Annotated in this window: 16 protein-coding genes; 8 read left to right on the top strand and 8 right to left on the bottom strand. The window is 68.8% G+C overall.

Annotated features, from left to right (window positions below):
- Nucleotides 1–34: 34 nt before the first annotated feature.
- The 5 genes from HMPREF9710_RS11515 to HMPREF9710_RS11495 form a co-directional block, all read right to left on the bottom strand.
- The gene (locus tag HMPREF9710_RS11515) at nt 35–1,372 is read right to left on the bottom strand and encodes an efflux RND transporter periplasmic adaptor subunit (RefSeq protein WP_005666509.1); all 1,338 of its coding nucleotides are present in this window, start codon (nt 1,370–1,372) and stop codon (nt 35–37) included.
- 250 nt (nt 1,373–1,622) lie between these two features.
- Nucleotides 1,623–3,479 (bottom strand): signal peptide peptidase SppA, encoded by a 1,857-nt coding sequence (gene sppA, locus HMPREF9710_RS11510; RefSeq protein WP_005666507.1) that lies wholly within the window; start codon nt 3,477–3,479, stop codon nt 1,623–1,625.
- A 17-nt stretch (nt 3,480–3,496) separates the two neighbouring features.
- Entirely contained in the window at nt 3,497–4,981 is a 1,485-nt protein-coding gene (locus HMPREF9710_RS11505) for a sodium:solute symporter (RefSeq protein ID WP_005666505.1), read from the bottom strand.
- Between the two features lie 92 nt (nt 4,982–5,073).
- The gene (locus HMPREF9710_RS11500; RefSeq protein WP_005666503.1) at nt 5,074–5,505 is read right to left on the bottom strand and encodes a hypothetical protein; all 432 of its coding nucleotides are present in this window, start codon (nt 5,503–5,505) and stop codon (nt 5,074–5,076) included.
- 110 nt (nt 5,506–5,615) lie between these two features.
- The gene (locus HMPREF9710_RS11495; RefSeq protein WP_005666501.1) at nt 5,616–7,097 is read right to left on the bottom strand and encodes an NYN domain-containing protein; all 1,482 of its coding nucleotides are present in this window, start codon (nt 7,095–7,097) and stop codon (nt 5,616–5,618) included.
- Nucleotides 7,098–7,369: 272 nt separating this feature from the next.
- Here HMPREF9710_RS11495 and HMPREF9710_RS11490 point away from each other — a divergent pair, with 272 nt between their 5' ends.
- Together HMPREF9710_RS11490 and HMPREF9710_RS11485 are read left to right on the top strand one after the other, a co-directional pair.
- Nucleotides 7,370–9,301: a PAS domain-containing hybrid sensor histidine kinase/response regulator gene (locus tag HMPREF9710_RS11490; RefSeq protein WP_005666499.1), complete on the top strand. Its 1,932-nt coding sequence runs from the start codon at nt 7,370–7,372 to the stop codon at nt 9,299–9,301.
- Nucleotides 9,302–9,382: 81 nt separating this feature from the next.
- Nucleotides 9,383–9,808 carry a DUF7684 family protein gene (locus HMPREF9710_RS11485; protein ID WP_005666497.1) on the top strand — a complete coding sequence of 142 codons (426 nt, stop codon included), beginning with the start codon at nt 9,383–9,385 and terminating at the stop codon, nt 9,806–9,808.
- A gap of 16 nt (nt 9,809–9,824) precedes the next feature.
- Here the strand turns inward: HMPREF9710_RS11485 and HMPREF9710_RS11480 are convergent, their stop codons facing one another.
- A complete protein-coding gene (locus HMPREF9710_RS11480) occupies nt 9,825–10,241 on the bottom strand; it encodes a DUF1810 domain-containing protein (protein WP_005666494.1) in 417 nt (138 codons plus the stop codon).
- 65 nt (nt 10,242–10,306) lie between these two features.
- Between HMPREF9710_RS11480 and HMPREF9710_RS11475 the strand changes: the two genes are divergently transcribed.
- The 3 genes from HMPREF9710_RS11475 (at nt 10,307) to HMPREF9710_RS11465 (ending at nt 12,367) form a co-directional block, all read left to right on the top strand.
- Complete coding sequence (locus tag HMPREF9710_RS11475) at nt 10,307–10,528, top strand: DUF3820 family protein (RefSeq protein WP_005666491.1); 222 nt, start codon at nt 10,307–10,309, stop codon at nt 10,526–10,528.
- Between the two features lie 73 nt (nt 10,529–10,601).
- Nucleotides 10,602–11,000: a response regulator transcription factor gene (locus HMPREF9710_RS11470; RefSeq protein ID WP_005666489.1), complete on the top strand. Its 399-nt coding sequence runs from the start codon at nt 10,602–10,604 to the stop codon at nt 10,998–11,000.
- A 50-nt stretch (nt 11,001–11,050) separates the two neighbouring features.
- Nucleotides 11,051–12,367: a hypothetical protein gene (locus HMPREF9710_RS11465; protein ID WP_005666488.1), complete on the top strand. Its 1,317-nt coding sequence runs from the start codon at nt 11,051–11,053 to the stop codon at nt 12,365–12,367.
- A gap of 22 nt (nt 12,368–12,389) precedes the next feature.
- Here the strand turns inward: HMPREF9710_RS11465 and HMPREF9710_RS11460 are convergent, their stop codons facing one another.
- Complete coding sequence (locus HMPREF9710_RS11460; protein WP_005666486.1) at nt 12,390–14,672, bottom strand: ATP-binding protein; 2,283 nt, start codon at nt 14,670–14,672, stop codon at nt 12,390–12,392.
- Between the two features lie 222 nt (nt 14,673–14,894).
- Between HMPREF9710_RS11460 and ribA the strand changes: the two genes are divergently transcribed.
- From ribA to HMPREF9710_RS11445, 3 genes are all read left to right on the top strand, one after another.
- On the top strand, nt 14,895–15,590 hold the full coding sequence (gene ribA, locus HMPREF9710_RS11455; protein WP_005666484.1) for a GTP cyclohydrolase II: 696 nt from the start codon (nt 14,895–14,897) through the stop codon (nt 15,588–15,590).
- A gap of 73 nt (nt 15,591–15,663) precedes the next feature.
- Nucleotides 15,664–17,133: a S1 family peptidase gene (locus HMPREF9710_RS11450; RefSeq protein ID WP_005666483.1), complete on the top strand. Its 1,470-nt coding sequence runs from the start codon at nt 15,664–15,666 to the stop codon at nt 17,131–17,133.
- Entirely contained in the window at nt 17,130–18,164 is a 1,035-nt protein-coding gene (locus HMPREF9710_RS11445; RefSeq protein WP_005666481.1) for an FHA domain-containing protein, read from the top strand. The genes HMPREF9710_RS11450 and HMPREF9710_RS11445 overlap by 4 nt, the downstream gene beginning before the upstream one ends.
- A gap of 38 nt (nt 18,165–18,202) precedes the next feature.
- On the opposite strand, the gene HMPREF9710_RS11440 is transcribed toward HMPREF9710_RS11445, so the two are convergent.
- Nucleotides 18,203–20,653 carry a PAS domain-containing hybrid sensor histidine kinase/response regulator gene (locus tag HMPREF9710_RS11440; RefSeq protein ID WP_081589896.1) on the bottom strand — a complete coding sequence of 817 codons (2,451 nt, stop codon included), beginning with the start codon at nt 20,651–20,653 and terminating at the stop codon, nt 18,203–18,205.
- Nucleotides 20,654–20,680: the final 27 nt, after the last annotated feature.

Below are 20,680 nucleotides of genomic sequence, written 5' to 3'. Positions count from 1 at the left end.
ATGCTCCCCGCGCGTTCATCGCGGCGCCGCAACATCATTGCTGTGCTCCCTGGGCCGGACGGCCTGCGCCCTGGCCACGACCCTGGCCCTGCCCCTGACCCTGGCCGCGCGCGCCGGCGCCGGCCGGACGATCGCCCGGCAACACCACGCTGGCGCCGTCACGCAGGCGGTCGGCGCCTTCGGTGATCACCTGCTCGCCCACCTTCAGGCCGCTGGCGATCTGCACCTTGTCCACGGTCGCCTGGCCGCGCTGGACGATGCGCAGCGCCACGGTGCGCGCTTCCGGATTCAGGACATACACGAAGTCGCCGTTGGCGCCATGGCGCAGCGCCGTCACCGGCACCACCACCGCGTCGCGCAGGGTGTCGACGGTCAGGCGCAGGTTGACGAACTGGCTCGGGAACAGCTTGTTGTCGCCATTGGCGAAGCGCGCCTTGGCGCGCACGGTGCCGGTCTGGGTGTCGACCTGGTTGTCGAGCGCGATGAAGCTGCCGGTGGCCAGCGCCTCGGTGCGGGTGCGGTCCAGCGCGGTGGCCGGCAGCTTCGCGTCCTGCGCGATGCGTCCCTGCAGCGTCGGCAGGTGGTCTTGCGGCACGGCGAATTCGACGTCGATCGGCGACAGCTGGGTGATGACGGCGATGCCGGTCGCATCGCCGCTGCCGACCAGGTTGCCCACGTCGACCGTGCGCAGGCCGACGCGGCCGCTGATCGGGGCGCGCACCGTCGCATAATCCAGGTTCAGCTGGGCCGTGCCTTCGGACGCCTTGTCGGTCATCACCGTGCCTTCGAGCTGCTTGACCAGCGCGGCCTGGGTATCGACTTCCTGGCGCGCGATCGAATCCTGCTCGAGCAGGGTGCGGTAGCGCGACAGCATCAGGCGCGCGCTCTCCAACTGGGCTTCGTCGCGCTGGCGCTGGCCGCGCGCCTGCAGCAAGGCCATCTCGAACGGGCGCGGATCGATCGTCGCCAGCACCTGGCCCTGCTTGACCAGCTGGCCCTCGGTGAAATGGATCTTCTGGACCACGCCCGAGACCTGCGGACGCACGGTGGCGGTCGCCGCGGCGACCACGGTGCCGAGCGCGTCCAGGGTCACCGGCAGGTCGGCCTGCTGGGCGGTCGCCACGCCCACCGTGGTGGCCGGGCCGCCCCGTCCACCCGGACCGCGCCCGCCGCCCGGGCCGCCGGGGCCGCCGGCCGCCATCCCCGGCCCACCCGCGCCACCGGGGCCGCCCGCCGGCTGGTGGGTAAGCCACCAGGCGAGGCCGCCCAGCGCCACCATCGACAGCACGGCGATCACCCCGCCGATGAGGCGGGCGCGCCGGGTGCGGGCGGGACGGTCGGTGATTGGATGGGGCGGGAGATGCTGGTCCATGCTTGTCCTTGTTCTATAGATTTGATACTTGCGCAATACGGGTCACAATGACTTTAGCATGGCCGTTTCACTCACAATGTTTCGTAACGTACACTGCTCTTCCACTGAAACCGTGCGTTTCCACCCGCCTTAACGCCGATTTACACAGTTCGCCTCTATTTAGGCGACGTAAACGAAAAACGGGCGCGAGATTCCGCTCGCGCCCGCCAAAACACTGTATTAATCAGTTACAAACTGCTTACAAGATTGCTCACCAATTGCCGCAGAAGCAATGGGCCACCGCCGCGAACGGCTTGCGCTCCTGAGTCAGTTCAGACAGGAAGGCCATGTCTTGCGCCACCTGGCCGACCGGGCCCGCCGGAATCGCCTGTTCGACCAGGCCCAGCTTGACCTGGATCGTCATCGCCTGCGCCGCCGAGGCGCCGGCCATCTGCAGGAAGCGCTCCACGCGCGTGACCGGACGCTCGACGTAGACCACGCGGTAATCCTTGGCCAGCTTGGCGCGGCCGGCGGCCGAGGCCAGGGCGTCGTTGTAGCTGCCCAGGCGGTCGACCAGGCCGCGCTCCTTGGCCTGGGCGCCGGTCCAGACGCGGCCCTGCCCCACTTCGTCGATTTTCGCCTGCGTGGTCTTGCGCGCCGCCGCCGCCTTGCTGGTGAAGTCGGCATACACGTTGTTGATGCTCTGCTGGACCAGCTTCTCGAAACGCGGATCGAGCGGACGCAGCGGATTGTAGGCGTCGGCCAGCCAGGTGGTGGTCACGCCCTCGGTGCGCACGCCCAGCTTGTCGGCCACCTTGTCGGCGGTCGGCAGCAGCGCGAACACGCCGATCGAGCCGGTGATGGTGGCCGGGTCGGCGATGACTTCGTCGGACGCCATCGAGATCCAGTAGCCGCCCGACGCCGCCACGCTGCCCATCGACACCACCACCGGCTTGCCGGCGGCGCGCGTCAGTTCCAGCTCGCGCCGGATCAACTCGGAACCATAGGCGCTGCCGCCGGGCGAATCGACGCGCAGCACCAGGGCCTTGATCGAATCGTCTTCGCGCGCCTGGCGGATCAGGTTGGCCGTGGCGCGACCGCCGATCACGCCGGGACCGCCGGCGCCGTCGGTGATGGTGCCGGAGGCAACGATCACGCCGACCGCGTCGCCGAAGGCTTTCTGCGGATGGCGCGCCAGGTATTCATGGAAGCTGATCTGGCGGAACGACTTGATGTCTTCTTCGTAGACGCCGCGCTTGACCATCAGCGCGCGCAACTCGTCGCGGGTCTTGAGGCCGTCGACCAGCTTGGCCTGCAGGGCGACCCTGGCGGCGCTGCCGCCGGCCGCTTCCATGCGCTCGGGCAGCGTGTCGATCATGCTGGCCAGCGCTCCGTCGGGCAGCTTTCGGTTCTTTTCGACCAGGCCGGTGTAGCCGGCCCACATCGCGTTGTACAGGTAGGCGTCGGCCTCGCGCGCGGCGTCCGACGGGCCGTTGGCGATATACGGCTCGGCCGCGCTCTTGTAGGTGCCGACCTTGACCAGGTTGACCGTCACGCCGACCTTGTCGAGCGCGTCGCGGTAGTAGTTGCGGCGCCCGCCGAAGCCCTCGATCAGCACCATGCCCATCGGGTGGACGTAGACTTCGTTGGCGTGCGAGGCGACCAGGTAGCGCTTCTGGTCGTACTGGCCGCTCCAGGCCACGACCGTCTTGCCGGCCTTCTTGACGCGGTCCACCGCGGCGCCGAACTCGCGCAGCATGGCCATGCCGCCGCCGTTCATCTCGTCCAGCAGCAGCACCACGCTGGTGATGTTGGGGTCGCGCGCGGCGTTGTCGAGCACCTGGGTCACGTCGCGCAGGCGCACGGTGCGCTTGCTGTCGCCGCCCACGTTGTCGAGCACCGTGTCGCGCAAGGTGGTCTCGTACTGCTCGACCAGGTCGCCCTTCACCTCGACCACCAGCGCGGTCTTTTCCGACAGCGGCTTGACGCCGCCGCCGAAGAACATCGCGACGATCAGGACGAGGATCAGCAGGAACAGCAGGTTGAAGAAGGTGCGGCGGGTCACGTCGAGCGCGGTCCACAGGAACACGAACCCGCGCCGCAACGCGCTCAGGGGCTTGAAGGCCATCGAAACTCCAGTCTAGGTCAAGGAAGCGGTCGGGCGACCTGCCCGTCCCCGGCGACGCCAGGGACGCGATGCGAGATCGCATACAAGCCGGCAAACACCAGTATGCCGTTAATCAACAGTAATTCCAGCCCGAGGCGGTAAGCGCCGAGCAGATAAGCCTGATTGTACTCAAGGATCGCGCACAGGACGGGTGCGCCGATCGTCACCAGCGGGACCAAACGGTCGTTCGGCATGCGCGCGGTCAGCATGCCGAAGGCGAACAGGCCGAGCAAGGGGCCGTAGGTATAGGCCGCCAGCTTGAGGATCACGCCGATCATGCTCGGATTGTCGGCCGCCTTGAAGCCCAGCACCAGCAGCAGGAACAGGAAGGCGAAGCCCAGGTGCACGCGGCGGCGCAGGCTTTCGGCCTGGGCCTGGGTCAGGTCGGTGCGGCGCTTGATGCCGAGCAGGTCGATGCAGGTCGACGAGGTCAGCGCCGTGATGGCGCCGTCGGCGCTGGGGAACAGGGCCGAGATCAGGGCGATCAGGAAGATGATCTGCAAGGCCGCCGGCAGGTGGCCCATCACCACCGCCGGGAAGATCTTGTCGCCCGTGGCGGTCACGCCGACCATCGGCGCATACAGGTACAGCAGGCCGCCCAGGAACACGAAGGACAGCAGCACCACGACCAGCACCGCGGTCAGGGTCAGCATGTTCTTCTGCGAATCCTTCAGGGTCTTGACCGAGATGGTCTTCTGCATCATTTCCTGGTCCATGCCGGTCATGGTGATCGTGATCAGGGCGCCGGCGATGATCTGCTTGAGCCAGAAATTGGGGCTGTCGACGTCATGCGTGAAGACGTTGGCCAGGCCCTGCGACTGCATCTGGTTCAGGCTTTCCGGGATCGACATGTTCAGTTCGCCCAGCAGGATCCAGACGCACGCGAACAGGCCGAACAGCATGCAGCTGGTCTGCAGGGTGTCGGTCCAGACGATGGTCTTCACCCCGCCCTGGTAGGTATACAGCAGGATCATGCCCAGCACGACCAGGGTGCTGAGCCAGAACGGCACGCCCAGGCTGTCGAGGATGATCGCCTGCAGGATGTTCACCACCAGGTACAGGCGCGCGGTGGCGCCCAGCAGGCGCGAGACGATGAAGAAGCCGGCGCCGCTCTGGTAGGCGCGTCGCCCCAGGCGCACGTCGAGGTAGTGATAGATCGAAGTCAGCTGCAGGCGGTAGTAGAGCGGCAGCAGCACGTAGGCCACGGCGATGTAGCCGATCACGTAGCCGATCACGATCTGGGCATAGCCGAAGCCGTCGACGCCGACCGCGCCCGGCACGCTCACGAACGTGACGCCGGACAGGGTGGTGCCGACCATGCCGAAGGCGACCAGCATCCAGTTGCTGCTCTTGTTACCGATGAAGAAGCTGTCGTTGTTGGCGCCTTTCGAGGTGGCCCAGGCGACGCCGAGCAGCAATGCGAAATAAGCGATGAGGATGCAGAAGAGGAGTAGCGGGGACATGGGATGCCGAGGTTGACGTTTCGCTCAGCAATATACACCCTGCGCCGCGCTGGCCCAAGGGCCGGCGCTCAGGCACGCCATCGATCCGCCGCTCAGATTTCTTCGCCGCGCACCCGCGTGAAGGGGCCGATGCAGGCCTCGATCGAGGCTTCGGCGCACAGCAGGAACAGCGTGCCGGACGGATGGAAGCGCACGAAATGGGTGGCGTTGGCGCCCGGCTTCATGACGTTGCCGGAGCAATCGGGCTTGCCGTTGTCCTTGGTGACGCGGTCGGTCAGGCGATAGAAGCCGTCGGGATCGGGCTCGTTGGGGATCGTGTAGACGCTCTCGGAAATCTCGGCGGCGCTGGTGACCAGCGTGGTGCCGTCGGCGCGGAAGCGGTAGGTTTCGAGGCAGTGGGTAGCGGGCACCGCGAGGCGCCAGATGCCGAGGATCGGATGGTCGGCGGCCGGGCCCTTCTGCGCCAGCGCCGGCGGGCAGGCGCCCAGCAGGGACAACAGCAACAGGCTGGCAACTGTGCGCATGGCGGGCTCCTTCGCGGCCGGATGGCGCCTGCCCGGGGCCGGACAGGCGATGCCATTATTGCATCGGCGCGGCGGGGATGGCGCACGCGCCATCCCTCCCCTTCGACGGATCAGCCGTTCTCGGCGCCGGTCTTCGGCTTGGCCGGGCGGCGCGCGCGCGGCGCTGCCTTGCGCGCCGGCGCCTTGTGGGCCGGACGGGCCGTTTTCTTGCGCGCCGGCTTGGCGTCGTCCTGGGTTTCGTCGCGGGTCTCTTCCGACACCGGCTCGGCTTCCGGCTGTGCGGCATCGGCCCTGGCTTCGGCTTCGGCCGCTGCCGGCACGGCGGCGGCCTCCTCGGCCACGACCGCCAGCGCGGCCTGTTCCGCCAGCTTCTTGGCGGACGGCTTGCGCGGCGTGCGGCGGCGTTCCTTGACCGGGGCCGCTTCGGCCGGCGCAGCTTCGGCCGGCGCTGCGTCCTGGGCGGCGGGCGCTTCCGGCTCGCTCACGAACAGCGTCGGCTGCGAGGCGGGCTGCCCGAGGGCCTCGGCGTCGGTCACGACCGGTTCCAGCAGGGCCGGGATCGGCGCCGAGGTCGGCGCCGCTTCGGCGCGACCACCCTTGCGGCCACCGCGGCCACGGCCCCGGCGGGTGTCGGGCTTGGCCGCTTCTTCGGCCACGCCTTCGACCGGGGCGATGGCATCGACCAGGTCCTGGACCACGGCGTCCGGCGCCTGGGCGACATCCTGCGCGGCAGTGTCGACGCTCGGGACCAGGGCCGGCGCGTTGGCGCTGCGGTAGACGTAGGTGCCCGACTTCTCGTCGCGGCCGAACTCGAACAGGCCGCGGGTCTGCGCTTCTTCGAGCAGGTTGCCGAAGGTGCGGAAGCCGTAATAGGTCTCGGAAAAGTCCGGACGGCGGCGCTTGAGGGTGTCTTTCAGCAGCGAAGCCCAGATCTTGCCGGTGTCGCCGCGCTCGGATACCAGGGCGTCGAAGGTCTCGACCACCATGTCCAGCGCCTGCACCTTGCGCGCCTCGAGTTCTTCCTTGCGCTTGTCGTCGCTCGCATTGGGGCGCCGCGTCGACTGGCCCTTGCGCGCCTCCTGCTCTTCCTTGCGCTTGGCGGTGGCGCGGTTCTTTTCGCGCACCAGGTCGTCGTAGAAGATGAATTCGTCGCAGTTGGCCACCAGGAGGTCGGAGGTCGACTGCTTGACGCCGACGCCGATCACCTGCTTGGCGTTCTCGCGCAGCTTGGAGACCAGCGGCGAAAAGTCGGAGTCGCCGCTGATGATGACGAAGGTATTGACGTGCGACTTGGTGTAGCACAGGTCGAGGGCGTCGACCACCAGGCGGATGTCGGCCGAATTCTTGCCCGACTGGCGCACGTGCGGGATCTCGATCAGCTCGAAGTTCGCCTCGTGCATGGCCGCCTTGAAGCCCTTGTAGCGGTCCCAGTCGCAGTAGGACTTCTTGACCACGATGCTGCCCTTGAGCAGCAGGCGCTCCAGCACCGGCTTGATGTCGAATTTCTCGTAGTTGGCGTCGCGCACGCCCAGTGCGACGTTTTCGAAGTCGCAGAACACCGCCATGCTGATGTTGTCGGAAGATGAGGCCATGAGTTGTTGTTTTCTGGTAATAAGTGGACAAGCTAACGGCGATTATACGCAACCGCCGGGGCTTTTCACCGTCCCGCTTGCTCACATGCCCGCGCGCATCGGCGCGCCACCGTTTCCATGCCGGCATCCGGCGACGTCCCGACTTGTTTCATTCGACGAAGCAAGGCATTTACCAATCGTGCATACAAGAAGCGTGACCGCTTCAATTGTACGTTTAACACGCCCGCTTCTGCCCTATAATTCCGGCTCCTTCAACCGGTTTTCGGGCGACGATGCTCTCTGCCACCCTGTTCGAGTCAGCCTTCAACAGCTCGCCCTTCGGGCACTACCTGCTGTCGCCCACGGCTGACGCGATCATCCTCGCCGTCAACGATGCCTTCCTCAAGGCCTCGTCGCGCACCCGCGAGGAACTGCTCGGGGTCAGCCTGTTCACGGCCTTTCCCGGCAACCCCGACGATCCGGAAGATACCGGCGAAGCCGACCTGCGCGCCTCGCTCGCCAAGGTGCGCGCGACCGGCCTGCCCGACACCCTGCCGGCGGTGCGCTATCCGATTCCCGTGGTGCTGCCCGATGGCCGGACGGTGTTCGAGGAACGCTTCTGGACCTCGACCAGCACGCCGATCTTCGGCCCCGGCGGCGAACTGACCTGCATTTCGCACAGCAATAACGACGTCACCGCCCAGGTGCGCTCGGAGGCGGCCGTGCGCGAAAGCGAGAAGCGCTTCCGCGCGCTGACCAATGCGACGGCCGAAGTCATCTATCGCATGAATCCCGACTGGACCCAGCTGCGCCATCTCGAAGGCCGCGGCTTCCTGAAGGACACGGACGACGCCAACCGCTTCTGGCTCGAAGAATACATCCCGCCCGAGGACCAGGGCCGGCTGCACCAGGAGATCGCGCGCGCCATCCGCGACCGCTCGGTGTTCGAGCTCGAGCACCGGGTGCGGCGCGCCGACGGCAGCAGCGGCTGGACCCTGTCGCGCGCGGTGCCGATGTTCGACACCGCCGGCGAGGTCTACGAATGGATCGGGGCCGCCAGCGACATCACCGAGCGCAAGGCGGCCGAAGAAAAGCTGCGCGAGGCCGACCGCCGCAAGGACGAATTCCTGGCCATGCTGGCGCACGAGCTGAGAAATCCCCTGGCGCCGATCGGCGCCGCGGCCGAGCTGCTGCAGCGCATCAAGCTGGACGAAACGATGATCAAGCGCACCAGCCAGATCATCGGGCGCCAGGTCGGCCACATGACGGCGCTGATCGAAGACTTGCTGGACGTCTCGCGCGTCACGCGCGGCCTGGTGCAACTCGACAGCGAGCCGCTCGACGTCGGCGCCGTGCTGCACGAGGCGGTGGAACAGGTCATGCCGCTGATCCAGGCGCGCCGCCACGACCTGGCGTTGCGCCTGCCGCCGCCGGGCACGCTGGTCGCGGGCGACCGCAAGCGCCTGGTGCAGGTGGTCGCCAATCTTCTCAACAACGCCGCCAAATACACGCCTGAAGACGGACGCCTCGAGGTCGCATCGTTCATCGACGCCGAACGGCGCCTGTGCATCGACGTCGTCGACAACGGCATCGGCATGGCGCCCGAGCTGGCGGCGCGCGCCTTCGAACTGTTCGCCCAGGCCGAGCGCTCGTCCGACCGCTCCTCGGGCGGCCTGGGGCTGGGCCTGGCGCTGGTGAAAAGCCTGGTCGATCTGCATGGCGGCGCGGTCGCCTGCGACAGCGCCGGCCCGGGCCGCGGCAGCCGGTTCTCGGTCTGCCTGCCGCTGCTCGAACGCCAAAGCGACGCCGCCGCCCCGCCCTGCGACGAACCGCGCAGCGCCGCGCCACCGGGCTCGCTGCGCGTGATGGTCGTGGACGACAACGTCGATGCGGCCGTCACCCTGTCGATGCTGCTGGAGTCGGGTGGGCACCAGGTCGCGGTGGAGCACGATGCGCTGCGAGCGCTGCAATGCGCGCAGCAGTTCAGTCCCCAGGTCTGCCTGCTCGACATCGGCCTGCCCGGCATCGACGGGCTCGAACTCGCGCGGCGCCTGCGCGCGCTGCCGCAAGCGGCCAACGCGCTGCTGGTCGCGGTCACCGGCTACGGCCAGGCGCGCGACCGCGACCAGATCCTCGGCGCCGGCTTCGACCACCACCTGGTCAAGCCGATCGACACCGGGCGCCTGTACGCGCTGCTGGAAGGCGTGGCCGCGCCGGCCGCTTGAGCGCCGCGCGGCCTTCCCCGATCGGCGCCGTGAGGCGATAATGCCGCGCATTTCAATCGGCAATCATTCGACCATCTCATCATGCAAGCACACAAAGCCCATTACCTGCAGCTGCGTCCCCACGACGCCCTGCCCGACCTCAAGCATCTGGCGCCGTTCATGGCCGTGGTCGTGATCGACGACGACAGCGACGAGATGTGGCGCTGGGACGTCGCACGCTGGCTGGTCGATTCCGGCTGCCGCTACATGCTGGCCTGGGGCAAGGAATGCGCGAGCTGGAACGAGGCGGTCGAGGATGCCGCCCTGGAAGCGTTCGACTACGAAGACGTCGCGCCGGAACAATCCGTGCTGACGACCGCGCACGAGGATGAGGACCTGGACGAAGTGTTCTGGTTCGCGCGCCACCGCGCCAGCCACCCGGCGCTGCGCTTTTCCACCGCGGTGATCCTGCACGTGGCCATGCGCGGCCGGCCCGACGAACTGCTGGCGCAGTTCGCCGACGCCTGAGCCGCCGGTCCGATCCCTACACCCGCGCCAGCGTTTCCGGGTCGGCCTCGCCGTCGAAATACTTGTCGATGCAGGCCTGGAACACGGCTTCGTCGGGCGCCACGTCGGCGAACAGGGTCATCGACGAGCGGAATTTCAGCTCGTCCGGATGGCCGAAAATCTCGTGCGCAGTCGGCCCGTCGAGCGCGGCGACGATGCCGGCGCATTCGCGCAGGCGCCGGCCCAGCACCGGATGGGCCAGGTAAGCCGCCGCCTCGTCCTCGGAGCCGATGGCATAGCGCTGCGCCATCTCGCTGCTGCCCAGCCCCTTGAACTGCGGAAAAACGAACCACATCCAGTGGCTGCGCTTGTGCCCTGCCCGCAATTCGGCCAGCACATTGGCGTAGACCGGCTCCTGCGCCTCGACGAAGCGCGTCAGGTTGAAGTCATCCATGATGTTTCCCTCCCCTTGTCACCGAAATGCTACAACGCCGTCGTTGTTTGCTAAAGTGCCGCACGATGAACGCCGAACACCTCTCCCTCCTCCTCGTGCGCGAAATGCCCTACGGGAAATATAAAGGCCGCAAACTGGCCGACCTGCCGGGCCATTACCTGGGCTGGTTCGCGCCCGAAGGTTTTCCACGCGGCGAGCTCGGCCAATTACTGGCCCTGATGGTCGAACTCGACCACAATGATTTGCGCGGCCTGCTCGATCCGCTGCGTGGACCGTCGACTAGGTGATACCCTCTAGCAATACACACGCCAATATCCTCCTGGGCATCGGTATAATCGAACATTCAACGAAGAATCCGCCATGCTCAACGAACACGCTCCCGCGCCCCTGGTGCTGGTGGTCGAGGACGACGACCACATTGCCCAGGTATTGCGCTTCATGCTCGAACGCCAGGGTTACCGCGTCCTGCACCTGGCCGACGGCCGCGCCGCGAGCGAGTACGTGGCCGCCAGTCCGGAAATTCCCGACCTGGTGCTGATGGACGTGATGCTGCCCCATCTCGACGGCTTCGAGATCGTCGCCCTGGCCCGTGCGCGCGCCGAGTGGGCGGCGGTGCCCATCCTCATGCTGACCGCCAAGAACACCGAGCGCGACACCGTGCGCGCGCTCGACGCCGGCGCCAACGACTTCGTCAGCAAGCCGTTCCAGCCCAACGAATTGCTGGCGCGCGTGCGGCGCCTGCTGTTGCCGGCCGCCTGAGTATCCCTAAGCGGGCGCTGCGAATCGTCCGGCTCGCTTACACTCGGGGCATGTCGCGCTCCATTTTCCTGCTTCCGCTTCTGCTGTCATCGCTGTCCTTGCCGGCCCAGGCCGCCACCTTGCTGCTGTGCCCCGGCGCTCCGCTCGCCTCGCCCGGCGCCGTGACCGAGGACTACACCACCGCCATGGGCGCCCGCATGCGCGCCATCGTCACCGAAGCGCCGGGCAAGCCCGACCCCGGCTGCCGCGCCGTGCCGCTCAAGGTGGCCGCCAGCGGCGTCCAGGCGCTGCACTTCCTGCCATTGGACGCGGCGCCGGGCGAGACGATCCTGCTGCGCGGCGAACAAAGCGGCAAGGAGTTCACCGTCACCGGCCACACGCTGGGCGCGCCGCCGCCCCTGCCCGCCTCGCAGCCGGGCCTGGCCACGCAAGCCCCGCTCGACGCCGCCGACGTGCGCCGCCGCGCGCCGCGCGCCACCTGGGCCTGGAGCCCGAACGCCTGGCGCGAACGCGCCGACGCCATGCTCGACTGGGCCGCGGAGCAAGGCATGGGCGAATTGTTCATCAACGTGCCGGTGCGCGCCGGCACGGTCGCCGAGCCGCAGGCATTGGCGGCCTTCGTGCGCCAGGCGGACAGCCGCGGCATCGCGGTGACCGCCTTCGAGGTTGGGCCGGACCTGATCCTGCCGACCGCGCGCGCCGACGCCGTCGGCCGCATGCGCGCCTATGCCGCCTATAACGCGCAGGCCGGCGCGCGCGCGCGCCTGAAGGGCGTCCAGTTCGACGTCCAGCCCCAACTGCTCGATCCCGACAAGCTGCCGAAGGCGGCGCGCGACAACCATTACCTCGACCTGCTGGCCGCGCTGCGCGGGGCCGCCGGCACGATGCGGCTCGAGGCCGTGGCGCCGGCCGCCTGGAGCGGCGAGGACGCGCTGCTGCGCGGCCTGGCGCGCCATGTGGATGCGCTGACGGTGCGCACCTACCGCACCGACCCCGATGAGATACGGCGCCATGCGGCGCCCTTCCTGGACTGGGGTGTCCAGCACGGCAAGCGGGTGCGCATCGCGCTCGAGGCCGGACCGGCCGGCGCCGGCGTGGAACGCCAATACCGGCGCCTGGGGCCGGGCGCCAAAGGCGACCTCTTGATGTTCGACCTCGACGGCCAGAAGGTGCTGATGCTGCTGCAGGTGCCCGCGGCCCAGGACGAGGCGCAGGCCTACGCGCTGGCCGACCGGCGCGAGATCGCCGGCTCGGCCACCACCTTCCACTTCGACAAGCCCGCGCTGATGCGCCTGCTGCCGCGGCTTGAACAGTCCTTTGGCGCGTGGAAGAGCTTCGGCGGGATGGCGGTGCACGCGCTGCGCTAGTTCGCGCGCACGGCCATGCCAATCATCCCAGCGGCAACTCCACCGTAAACCGCGTCCCCAGCCTGGCCCGGGTCTCGAAGCCGATCGTGCCGCCGTGCTCCTCGACGATCGCCTTGCTGATGCTCAGCCCCAGCCCGGTGCCGCCGCGCTGGCGCCTGTCGTGGGCGTCGGCCTGGGCGAAGCGTTCGAACACGCGCGCCTGGAACGCGGGCGGGATGCCCGGCCCCTCGTCGGTCACGCTCAGGCGCGCCCAGCCCGGCCGCTGCGCCAGGCCCACCGTCACCGTCTGGCCGGACGGCGTGAACTTGATCGCGTTCGACAGCAGGTTGCTCAGCACCTGCACCAGGCGGTCATGGTCGATCGCGGCCTGTACCCCTTCGGCGCCCGGCGGCAGGTCGAGCCGCAGCGCGACGCCGGCCTGGCGCGCCTGGCCCTCCATCGCCTCGGTCGCGTGCCGCAGCACCGGCGCCAGCGGCTGCACGCTGCGCCGGTATTCCATCTGGCCCGCCTCGATCTTCTGGATGTCGAGCAGGTCGTTCACCATCCGCATCAGGCGGTCGCAGCTCTGGCTGGCGATGTGCAGCAGCTTGGCCACGTCCGGCGGCAATTCGCCGGCCATGCCGGTGTCGAGCAGCGACAGCGAGGCGTGGATCGAGGTGAGCGGCGTGCGCAGCTCGTGCGAGACGGTGGACACGAATTCGCTTTTCATGCGCTCGACCTTCTTGCGCTCGGAGATGTCGTGCAGGAAGATGCTGAAGAAGGCGTCCGCGCCCTCGCCCGCCAGCGCCACCGTGGTCTCGACCGTGAATTCCGCGCCCTGGCGGTTGACCACGATCCGCTCCAGGCGCCGGTCATACGAAAACGCCGCGCCCTGGTGGAAGCCGCGCAGCGCCTTGGCGATGCTGGCGCGGTAGCGCTCCGGCAGGATCATCTCGGCCAGCGGCCAGCCGACCGCCTCGTGGCGGCTCCAGCCGAACATGCGCTCGGCGGCCGGATTCCAGTCGAGGATCATGCCGCGCTGGTCGGCCGCGATGAAGGCGTCCTGCGCCGCCCCGACGATGGTGGCCATGCGCTGCTCGCTGGAGCGCACCGAGGCCAGCGCGCGCTCCAGTTCCAGGGTGCGCTGCTCGACCCGCTGTTCGAGGGTGTCGTTCAGCGCCTGCAGCTCGGCGCGCCGCTGCACCAGCGCCGTCACCAGCGCATTGAGCGCGCCGGAGAGCTGGCGCACTTCGGTATACTCGCGCCGCGCCGGCACCAGCTCCTGGCTGTCGCCGCGGCGCAGGCGGTCGGCCGACGCGGCCAGGGCCTGCAGGGGACGCGTGATGCGGCGCGCCAGCAGCAGGCCGGCCAGCGAGAACAGCAGCGCCAGCGCGGCGCCGCTCCACAAGGCGCGTGCACGCAGCTCGCGCACCGGGCGGTAGGCGTCCTCGAGGTCCTGGCGCACCAGCACGTGCCAGCCCAGGCCCGGGTAGTCGCCCACCGCGCGCGTGGCGGCGTAGCCGACCAGGTAGTCGCGCCCGTCGTCCCAGCGCTCGATCGCGTAGCCGGTGCGCCCTTGGCGCGCCTCGCCCAGGCTGGCCAGGTCGACCCTGGTGTCCTGCAGGCCTTCGGGCCCCAGCAGCACCACGCCTTCGGCGCTGACGATCAGGGCCTGCACCCGGTTGCGCGCCTGGACCGGCGCGATGATCGAGCGCTCGACGTCGCGCGCCCACTCCCACGACAGGTGGGTGCCCAGCACGCCGGCCGGCTTGCCGTTCGCGTCCATCCAGGGAAAGGCGACGTCCACGAAGCGGCGCGGCTCGCCTTCCTGCACCGGCAGCAGCTTGGCCAGCAGCACCGCCTCGTGCACGTCGCCGACGTAGGTGCCCTTCAGGGCATTGATGAACCACGGCCGCTTGGCCACGTTCTTCCCTTCCAGCAGGCCGCGCGCCTCGACCAGGACCGTGCCGTCCAGCGCGGCCATGCCGATCCATTCGTAGTAGCCGTAGGTCGACTGCATGTCGCCCAGGATGCGGCGCCGTTCGGCATGCGAGGTGCCGGGCGCCATCAGGTCGCTGCGGCGCGCCATCAGCCGCACCTCGCGATAGCGCTCGTACATGCCGCGATCGAGCTTGTCGGCGGTCTGCATTGCCATCTCGCCCAGCCCGCTGCCGATGCTGCTCTTGACCTGGTCGGTGGCGGCGCGCTCGACCACCTCGACCAGCAGCAGGGTCAGGACCACGGTCAGCGCCGAGAACGCGAGCGCGAGCCAGGCGCCGAGGCCGCGCGGGCTCAAGCGATGCAGGAAAGGTCGGGAATGCGGCATGGAGGCACCTGGGACGATCGTTAATACGGAGCGTACCACGGTGACAATGGTGCTTGGCAATACGAAACTTGGTCATCCGCGCAGCTCGACCGTTCGCCAAGCGCTCTCCGCCTCTTGGCGCAGACGCCGCCCGGGGCCGGCGAAAAGCGGGTGATTCCGCACGGCCATGCCCGATTTCCGGTAAACTTGACGGCTATAAGTACATCGATTGGAAACACCGTCATGCAAGCCACCGCCGCCCTCACCCCGCCTTCCCTGCTGGACTATGCCACCTCGTGCGCGCTGCCGACGCCGTGGGCCCAGTTCACGCTGCACGCCTGGGTCGAGCCGGCCACCGGCAAGGAACACCTGGCGATGGCTCTGGGCGACCTGTCGACCGGCGAGCCGGTGCTGGCGCGGGTGCACTCCGAATGCCTGACCGGCGACGTGATGTTCTCGCAGCGCTGCGACTGCGGCGCCCAGCTCGAAGGCGCGCTGCAGCGCATCGCCGAGGAAGGCCGCGGCATCCTGCTCTACCTGCGCCAGGAAGGCCGCGGCATCGGCCTGGTCAACAAGATCCGCGCCTACCGCCTGCAGGAAGCCGGCGCCGACACGGTCGAGGCCAACCTGCAGCTGGGCTTCCATGCCGACGCCCGCAACTACGAGCTGTGCCGGCCGATGCTGGAACAGTTCGGCATCAAGTCGGTGCGCCTGATGACCAACAACCCGCGCAAGATCGACGCCCTGAACCGCATCGGCGTCACGGTCGCCGAGCGCGTGCCGCTGCTGGTCAACCGCAATGCCTACAACAACAGCTACCTGAACACCAAGCAGGCCAAGCTGGGCCACATGATGGCGCCGCTGACCGCCGTCGAACAGGGCGAAAAGGCACTGGTCGAACCGGCCAATACCCCTGAATCGACGCCGACATTGCCGTAAACGTGCGCTAACGCGCGCAACGCTCGTTGATCCAGTGGCAAGATAGTATTTCATACTGCCATCAAACTATTGCATGAAACGAGCTGTCCTGGCACTCCTGCTGACCTGCATCGCCGTCGGCGCCGCCCTCGAGGCGACGTCGCCGCCGGCCGCTGCCCAGCCCCAGCCGCAGAATCTGGCGCAAACGGCGCCGCGCGCGAGCCAGAACACGGCCGGCGTCGGCACCGGCGCCGCCATCGGCGCGCCCCAGATGCCGGTCGATACCGCGCCCGCGGCCACGCCGAACGCGCCGCTGCCGGGCGAGACCGAGGCCCAGGACGCCCTGCCCGAGCCTTCGCTGGCGGCCCAGGACCTGTACGATTCCGCACGCGGCGACCTGCTGCAGATCCGCATGCTGCTCAAGAACGGCCGCACCCAGTCGACGGTCGGCTCGGGCTTCCTGGTCGGCACCAGCAACCTGGCGCTGACCAATTACCACGTGGTGTCGCAGATGGCGCTCGACCCCGCGATCTATACGGCCGAATACATCGACACCGACGGCAATACCGGCCCGGTCGAGCTGATGGCGGTCGACGTGCTGCACGACCTGGCCGTGGTGCGCATCAACCGCAACGGCAGCGGCTTCTTCAAGGTGCCCGAGCAGCCGGTGCGGCTGCGCCAGGGGCAGCGCCTGTACTCGCTCGGCAATCCGCTCGACCTGGGCTTCGCGATCTCGGAAGGGGCGTATAACGGCGTGCTCACGCGCAGCTTCTACGATCGCCTGATCTTTTCCGGCCCGATCAACTCGGGCATGAGCGGCGGGCCGAGCGTGACCGCCAGCGGCACCGTGGCCGGCATCAACGTCTCGCGCCGGCGCGACGGCGAATCGGTCAGCTTCCTGGTGCCGGTCAAGCATGCGCAGGAGTTGCTGCGCAAGGTGGCCGAGCAGGCCGCCCCGCCGGCCGACTTCAATCCGCTGATCGGCAAGCAGCTGCTGGCGCACCAGGGCAATATGGTCGACAAGCTGCTCGAGGAACCCCTCACGCTCAAGGGCATGGGCCAGTACCTGGTGCCGGTGCGCGAATCGGGCGAGGTGCGCTGCTGGGGGCGTTCGAATGCCCGCGGCGCGGTCTACAGCACCGACTCGATGAGCTGCGTGATGCAGTCGGCGGTGTTCGTGTCGGACGTCCAGCAGACCGGCAACGTGGCCATGACCCACCAGTACATCCGCAGCGGCACCATGGACCCGATGCGCTTCGCGACGCTCGCCAGCGACACCTTCCAGGTGAACAACCTGGGCAGCACCGGCGACCCGCGCCTGACCAAGCCGTTCTGCACCGAGCGCTTCGTGCATACCCGGACCCTGCCGCTGCGCGCCGTCACCTGCGTGCGCGCCTACCGCAAGTTCGAGGGCCTGTACAACTTCACCCTGCTCACGGCCAGCACGGACGCCTCGCAATCGAGCCTGCAGAGCCGCCTGGACGTGTCCGGCGTCTCCTACGAAAACGGCCTGCGCGTCACGCGCGCCTACCTGGGCGCCTTCGGGCGGAGTGGACGGCGATGAGCGAGCACACCAGCCAGCCATTGGACAGGCCGACGGGCGCCCCGACCAGCGCGCCGACCGGCGGGCCAATGAGCGCCGAGTCGCTGCGCGGCCCGTGGACCATCGAGACCCTGGCCCGCAACGGCGAGGTGCTGCACCGCCACCGCGTGGCGGCGCTGCCGATCCGCATGGGCCGCGCCTACGACAACGACTTCATCGTCGACGACGATTACGCGGCCGCCCACCACGCCGTGGTCGAAGCCGGGCCGGATGGCCGCCTGCGGCTGCGCGACCTCGGCAGCCGCAACGGCATCGTGCACAAGAGCCGGCGCATCAAGGACGAACTGGCGCTCGACGGCGACACCGTGGTGCGCATGGGCCACACCTCGCTGCGCATCCGCGGCGCCGCGCAGCGGGTCGCGCCGGAGATGGTCGATCGCACCATGCACGGCTGGGAAGGCATGCTGCCGGGCGGCGCCGGCATCGTATTGGCCGTGCTGGCGGCGCTGCTGGTGGCCTGGCTGACCGACGCCAGCAACGACCTGGAGCGCTATGCCCTGTTCCCGGCCGCGGCCAGCGGCATCGGCCTGGCCTGGGCCGGCCTGTGGGCCTTCGGCAACCGCCTGTTCGGGCGCCGCGCGCGCCTCGGGCGCCACCTGTTCATCTATGGCTGCGCGCTGGCGGCGCTGGTGGGCCTGCGCCTGCTGGCCAGCGTGGTGGCCTATGCCTGGTCGCTCGAATGGCTGACCGCGTATGCCTCGCACGCGGCGGTGGCGACGGTGGCGGTGGCGGTCTACTTCCACCTCGCCACCGTCACGCCGCAGTACCGGCGCCGGCTGCGCCTGGCCTGCGGCGCGCTGGCGCTCCTGGTGTCGAGCCTGATCCTGGCCGGGAACATGCAGCGCCACGGCCGCACCGCCGACGAGCTGTACATGCCGGTGCTGCTGCCGCCCGAGCTGCGCGCCAGCCCGGACGTGCCGGTGGCCGATTACATCGACCAGGTGGGGGCGATGAAGAAGGAGATCGACGCCGAGCGTAGCGGTGGCAACTGAATGGCAGCTGAGCGGCAACTGAACGGTAAGCGGGCGCGCTAGCCGAGCTGGCCCAGCAGCCGGCTCAGCGTCCCGGCCGCGATCGGCTTGGTGAAGTGGTGGTCGAAACCGGCTTCGCGCGCGCGCAACTGGTCTTCGTCGGAACCCCAGCCGGTCACGGCGACGATGACCGTGCGCGCCAGCGCCGGCAGCGCGCGCAGCCGCGCCGCGAGCTCGTAGCCGTTCATGCCCGGCATGCCGATGTCGAGGAAAGCGATGTCGGGCGTGAAGTCGCGCACCAGCGCCAGCGCGTCGCGGCCATTGGTCGCGCTGCGGATCTCGTGGGCGTTCATCTGCAGCAGCAGCGACAGGCTCTCGGCGGCATCGGTGTTGTCGTCCACCACCAGGATGCGAAAACTGCGGCGCGGGACCGCGCGCTGCTCTTGGCGCGCCTCGGACAAGACCTCGTCCGGCCCGGCGCCTGGTCGCGCGCCGAGCGGCAGGCGCACGGTGAAGGTGCTGCCCTGGCCGGCGCCGGCGCTGTCCACCTCGATGCGGCCGCCGTGCAGGGCCACCAGCTGGCGCACCAGCGACAGCCCGATGCCCAGCCCGCCCTGGGCCAGGCCGCCATGGTCGCCGACCTGGCTGAACATCTCGAAGATCGCCTCACGGTGCTCGGGCAGGATGCCGACGCCGCTGTCGCTCACCGCGACGATCGCCATGCCCGTGGCCTCGCCCGCCGCCCCGCTCGCGCCCTTGCTCACGTCGAGGCGGATGTCGCCGCCGGGCGGGGTGTACTTGGCGGCATTGGTCAAGAGGTTGCTCACCACCTGGGCGACGCGGATCGGGTCGATGTCCAGCAACAGCGGCTCGTGCCAGAGCCGCACGTCGAGCCGGTGGCGCGCGCCCTGGATGACCGCAGTGCTGGTCTCCACCGCGCTCGTCACCACCCGGTTGAGGTCGACCAGCTGCTTGCGGATCTCGATCTTGCCGCTGCTGACGCGGGCGACGTCGAGCAGGTCGTCGACCAGGTGCGACAGCTGGTGGGTCTGGCGCTCGAGCATCTCGCGCACGCGCGCCAGGGTGTCCGGATTGTCGGCGCGCAGGCGCATGATCTCGAGGCCGGTGCGGATGGTCGCCATCGGGTTGCGCAGCTCGTGCGCCAGCACCGCCAGGAACTCGCTCTTGCGCCGGCTCGCCTCCGAAGCCTCGCGCGCCAGGCGCCGCATGTCTTCCTCGATGCGCTTGCGTTCGCTGGTGTCGCGAAACACCAGCGCCACGTGGCGCGCCTCGGGCGCGCCGATGCGCGAGGCGTTGACCTCGAACCAGCGTTCGAGCTTGGGCGAATATTCCTCGAACAGGATCGATTCGCCGGTGCGCGCCACCGCGCCGTAGCGTTCCAGCCAGACCGATTCGAGGCCGGGCGCCAGCTCGTGCACCGAGCGTCCCTTGGCGTCAAGAATGCCGCTCTGGATCGCGAACATCGGGTTCACTTCGATGAACACCAGGTCGCAGGGGGCGCCGCCGGCGTCGAATTTCACTTCCAGGATGCAGAAGGCTTCATCGACCTCCTCGAACAGCTTGCGGTATTTTTCCTCGGACTCGCGCAAGGCCGCCTCGGCGCGCTTGACGCGGTCGATGTCGGTGACCACCGAGACCTGGCCGTTGACCTGTCCATCGGCATCGCGGATCGGCACCGAACTGATATGGGTCCAGACCTCGCGACCGTCGTCCTCGCGGTACAAGGCCTCCATGCCCGGCACGACGCGCTCGCCGCGCAGGGCGCGGGCGCCGGGAAAATCCTCGCGCGCCACCGGCGCGCCATCCTCGTCGAATATCGTCCAGCGCGCGAAGCCGCGCTCATCGCGCGACGGCATGCGGCGCGTCGGCAGGTAACGCTCCATCGCGTCGTTCGCCAGCACGATCACGCCGCTGGCGTCGCTGACGCCGACCCCGACCGGCAGGCTGTCGAACAGGGCCGACAAGCGCGCATCGCTCGCCCGCCGCGCCTGATCGGCGCGGCGCGCCTCGAGCACCCGGCCGGTGGTCTCGAAAGCGGTATGAACGAAACCGCCCGCCACGCCGTCGAGGCCGCGCAAGGGCACGTAGGATGCGGCGAACCAGCGCTGGCATTCCTGGTCTCCCGGCGGCAGCGTCACGCACAAGTCCTCGACATGGCCGGGCCGTCCCGCCATGGCGGCGTCGGCCAGCGGCTTGACCTCGGGCCACATGGTCGGCATGACCTCGCTCAGCGGCCTGCCGAGCGCGCCCGGATGGGCATGGCCGAGCAGCGCCGCATAGGCGTCGTTGTACAGCATCAGGTAACGCTCGCTCCAGCACACCAGGGTCGGATGGGGCGCATCGAGCATCAGGTCGAGCGCCACCCGCAGCTCGACCGGCCAGCCGCCCGGCTCGCCCATGGGACTCGACGACCAGTCATGGGCCGCAAGCAGGGCCCGCATCTGGCGCCGGTTATCGGAATCGTCGCTGTGGTGACCAGGAATGTTCATGGCCCATTGTCGCACGATGGGCTTGCA

Source organism: Massilia timonae CCUG 45783, from assembly GCF_000315425.1.
In the GTDB taxonomy this organism is placed as follows: domain Bacteria; phylum Pseudomonadota; class Gammaproteobacteria; order Burkholderiales; family Burkholderiaceae_D; genus Telluria; species Telluria timonae.
This window is presented reverse-complemented; position numbering and strand designations above follow the sequence as displayed.

Bases quoted from the DNA above. Each gene is read 5' to 3' on its own strand.
- HMPREF9710_RS11485 (WP_005666497.1), top strand. From the start codon at position 9,383: ATGCAAGCACACAAAGCCCATTACCTGCAGCTGCGTCCCCACGACGCC.
- ribA (WP_005666484.1), top strand. From the start codon at position 14,895: ATGCAAGCCACCGCCGCCCTCACCCCGCCTTCCCTGCTGGACTATGCC.
- HMPREF9710_RS11445 (WP_005666481.1), top strand. From the start codon at position 17,130: ATGAGCGAGCACACCAGCCAGCCATTGGACAGGCCGACGGGCGCCCCG.
- HMPREF9710_RS11465 (WP_005666488.1), top strand. From the start codon at position 11,051: ATGTCGCGCTCCATTTTCCTGCTTCCGCTTCTGCTGTCATCGCTGTCC.
- HMPREF9710_RS11505 (WP_005666505.1), bottom strand. From the start codon at position 4,981: ATGTCCCCGCTACTCCTCTTCTGCATCCTCATCGCTTATTTCGCATTG.
- HMPREF9710_RS11475 (WP_005666491.1), top strand. From the start codon at position 10,307: ATGAACGCCGAACACCTCTCCCTCCTCCTCGTGCGCGAAATGCCCTAC.
- HMPREF9710_RS11495 (WP_005666501.1), bottom strand. From the start codon at position 7,097: ATGGCCTCATCTTCCGACAACATCAGCATGGCGGTGTTCTGCGACTTC.
- HMPREF9710_RS11500 (WP_005666503.1), bottom strand. From the start codon at position 5,505: ATGCGCACAGTTGCCAGCCTGTTGCTGTTGTCCCTGCTGGGCGCCTGC.
- HMPREF9710_RS11515 (WP_005666509.1), bottom strand. From the start codon at position 1,372: ATGGACCAGCATCTCCCGCCCCATCCAATCACCGACCGTCCCGCCCGC.
- HMPREF9710_RS11480 (WP_005666494.1), bottom strand. From the start codon at position 10,241: ATGGATGACTTCAACCTGACGCGCTTCGTCGAGGCGCAGGAGCCGGTC.
- HMPREF9710_RS11450 (WP_005666483.1), top strand. From the start codon at position 15,664: ATGAAACGAGCTGTCCTGGCACTCCTGCTGACCTGCATCGCCGTCGGC.
- HMPREF9710_RS11470 (WP_005666489.1), top strand. From the start codon at position 10,602: ATGCTCAACGAACACGCTCCCGCGCCCCTGGTGCTGGTGGTCGAGGAC.
- HMPREF9710_RS11490 (WP_005666499.1), top strand. From the start codon at position 7,370: ATGCTCTCTGCCACCCTGTTCGAGTCAGCCTTCAACAGCTCGCCCTTC.
- HMPREF9710_RS11440 (WP_081589896.1), bottom strand. From the start codon at position 20,653: ATGAACATTCCTGGTCACCACAGCGACGATTCCGATAACCGGCGCCAG.
- sppA (WP_005666507.1), bottom strand. From the start codon at position 3,479: ATGGCCTTCAAGCCCCTGAGCGCGTTGCGGCGCGGGTTCGTGTTCCTG.
- HMPREF9710_RS11460 (WP_005666486.1), bottom strand. From the start codon at position 14,672: ATGCCGCATTCCCGACCTTTCCTGCATCGCTTGAGCCCGCGCGGCCTC.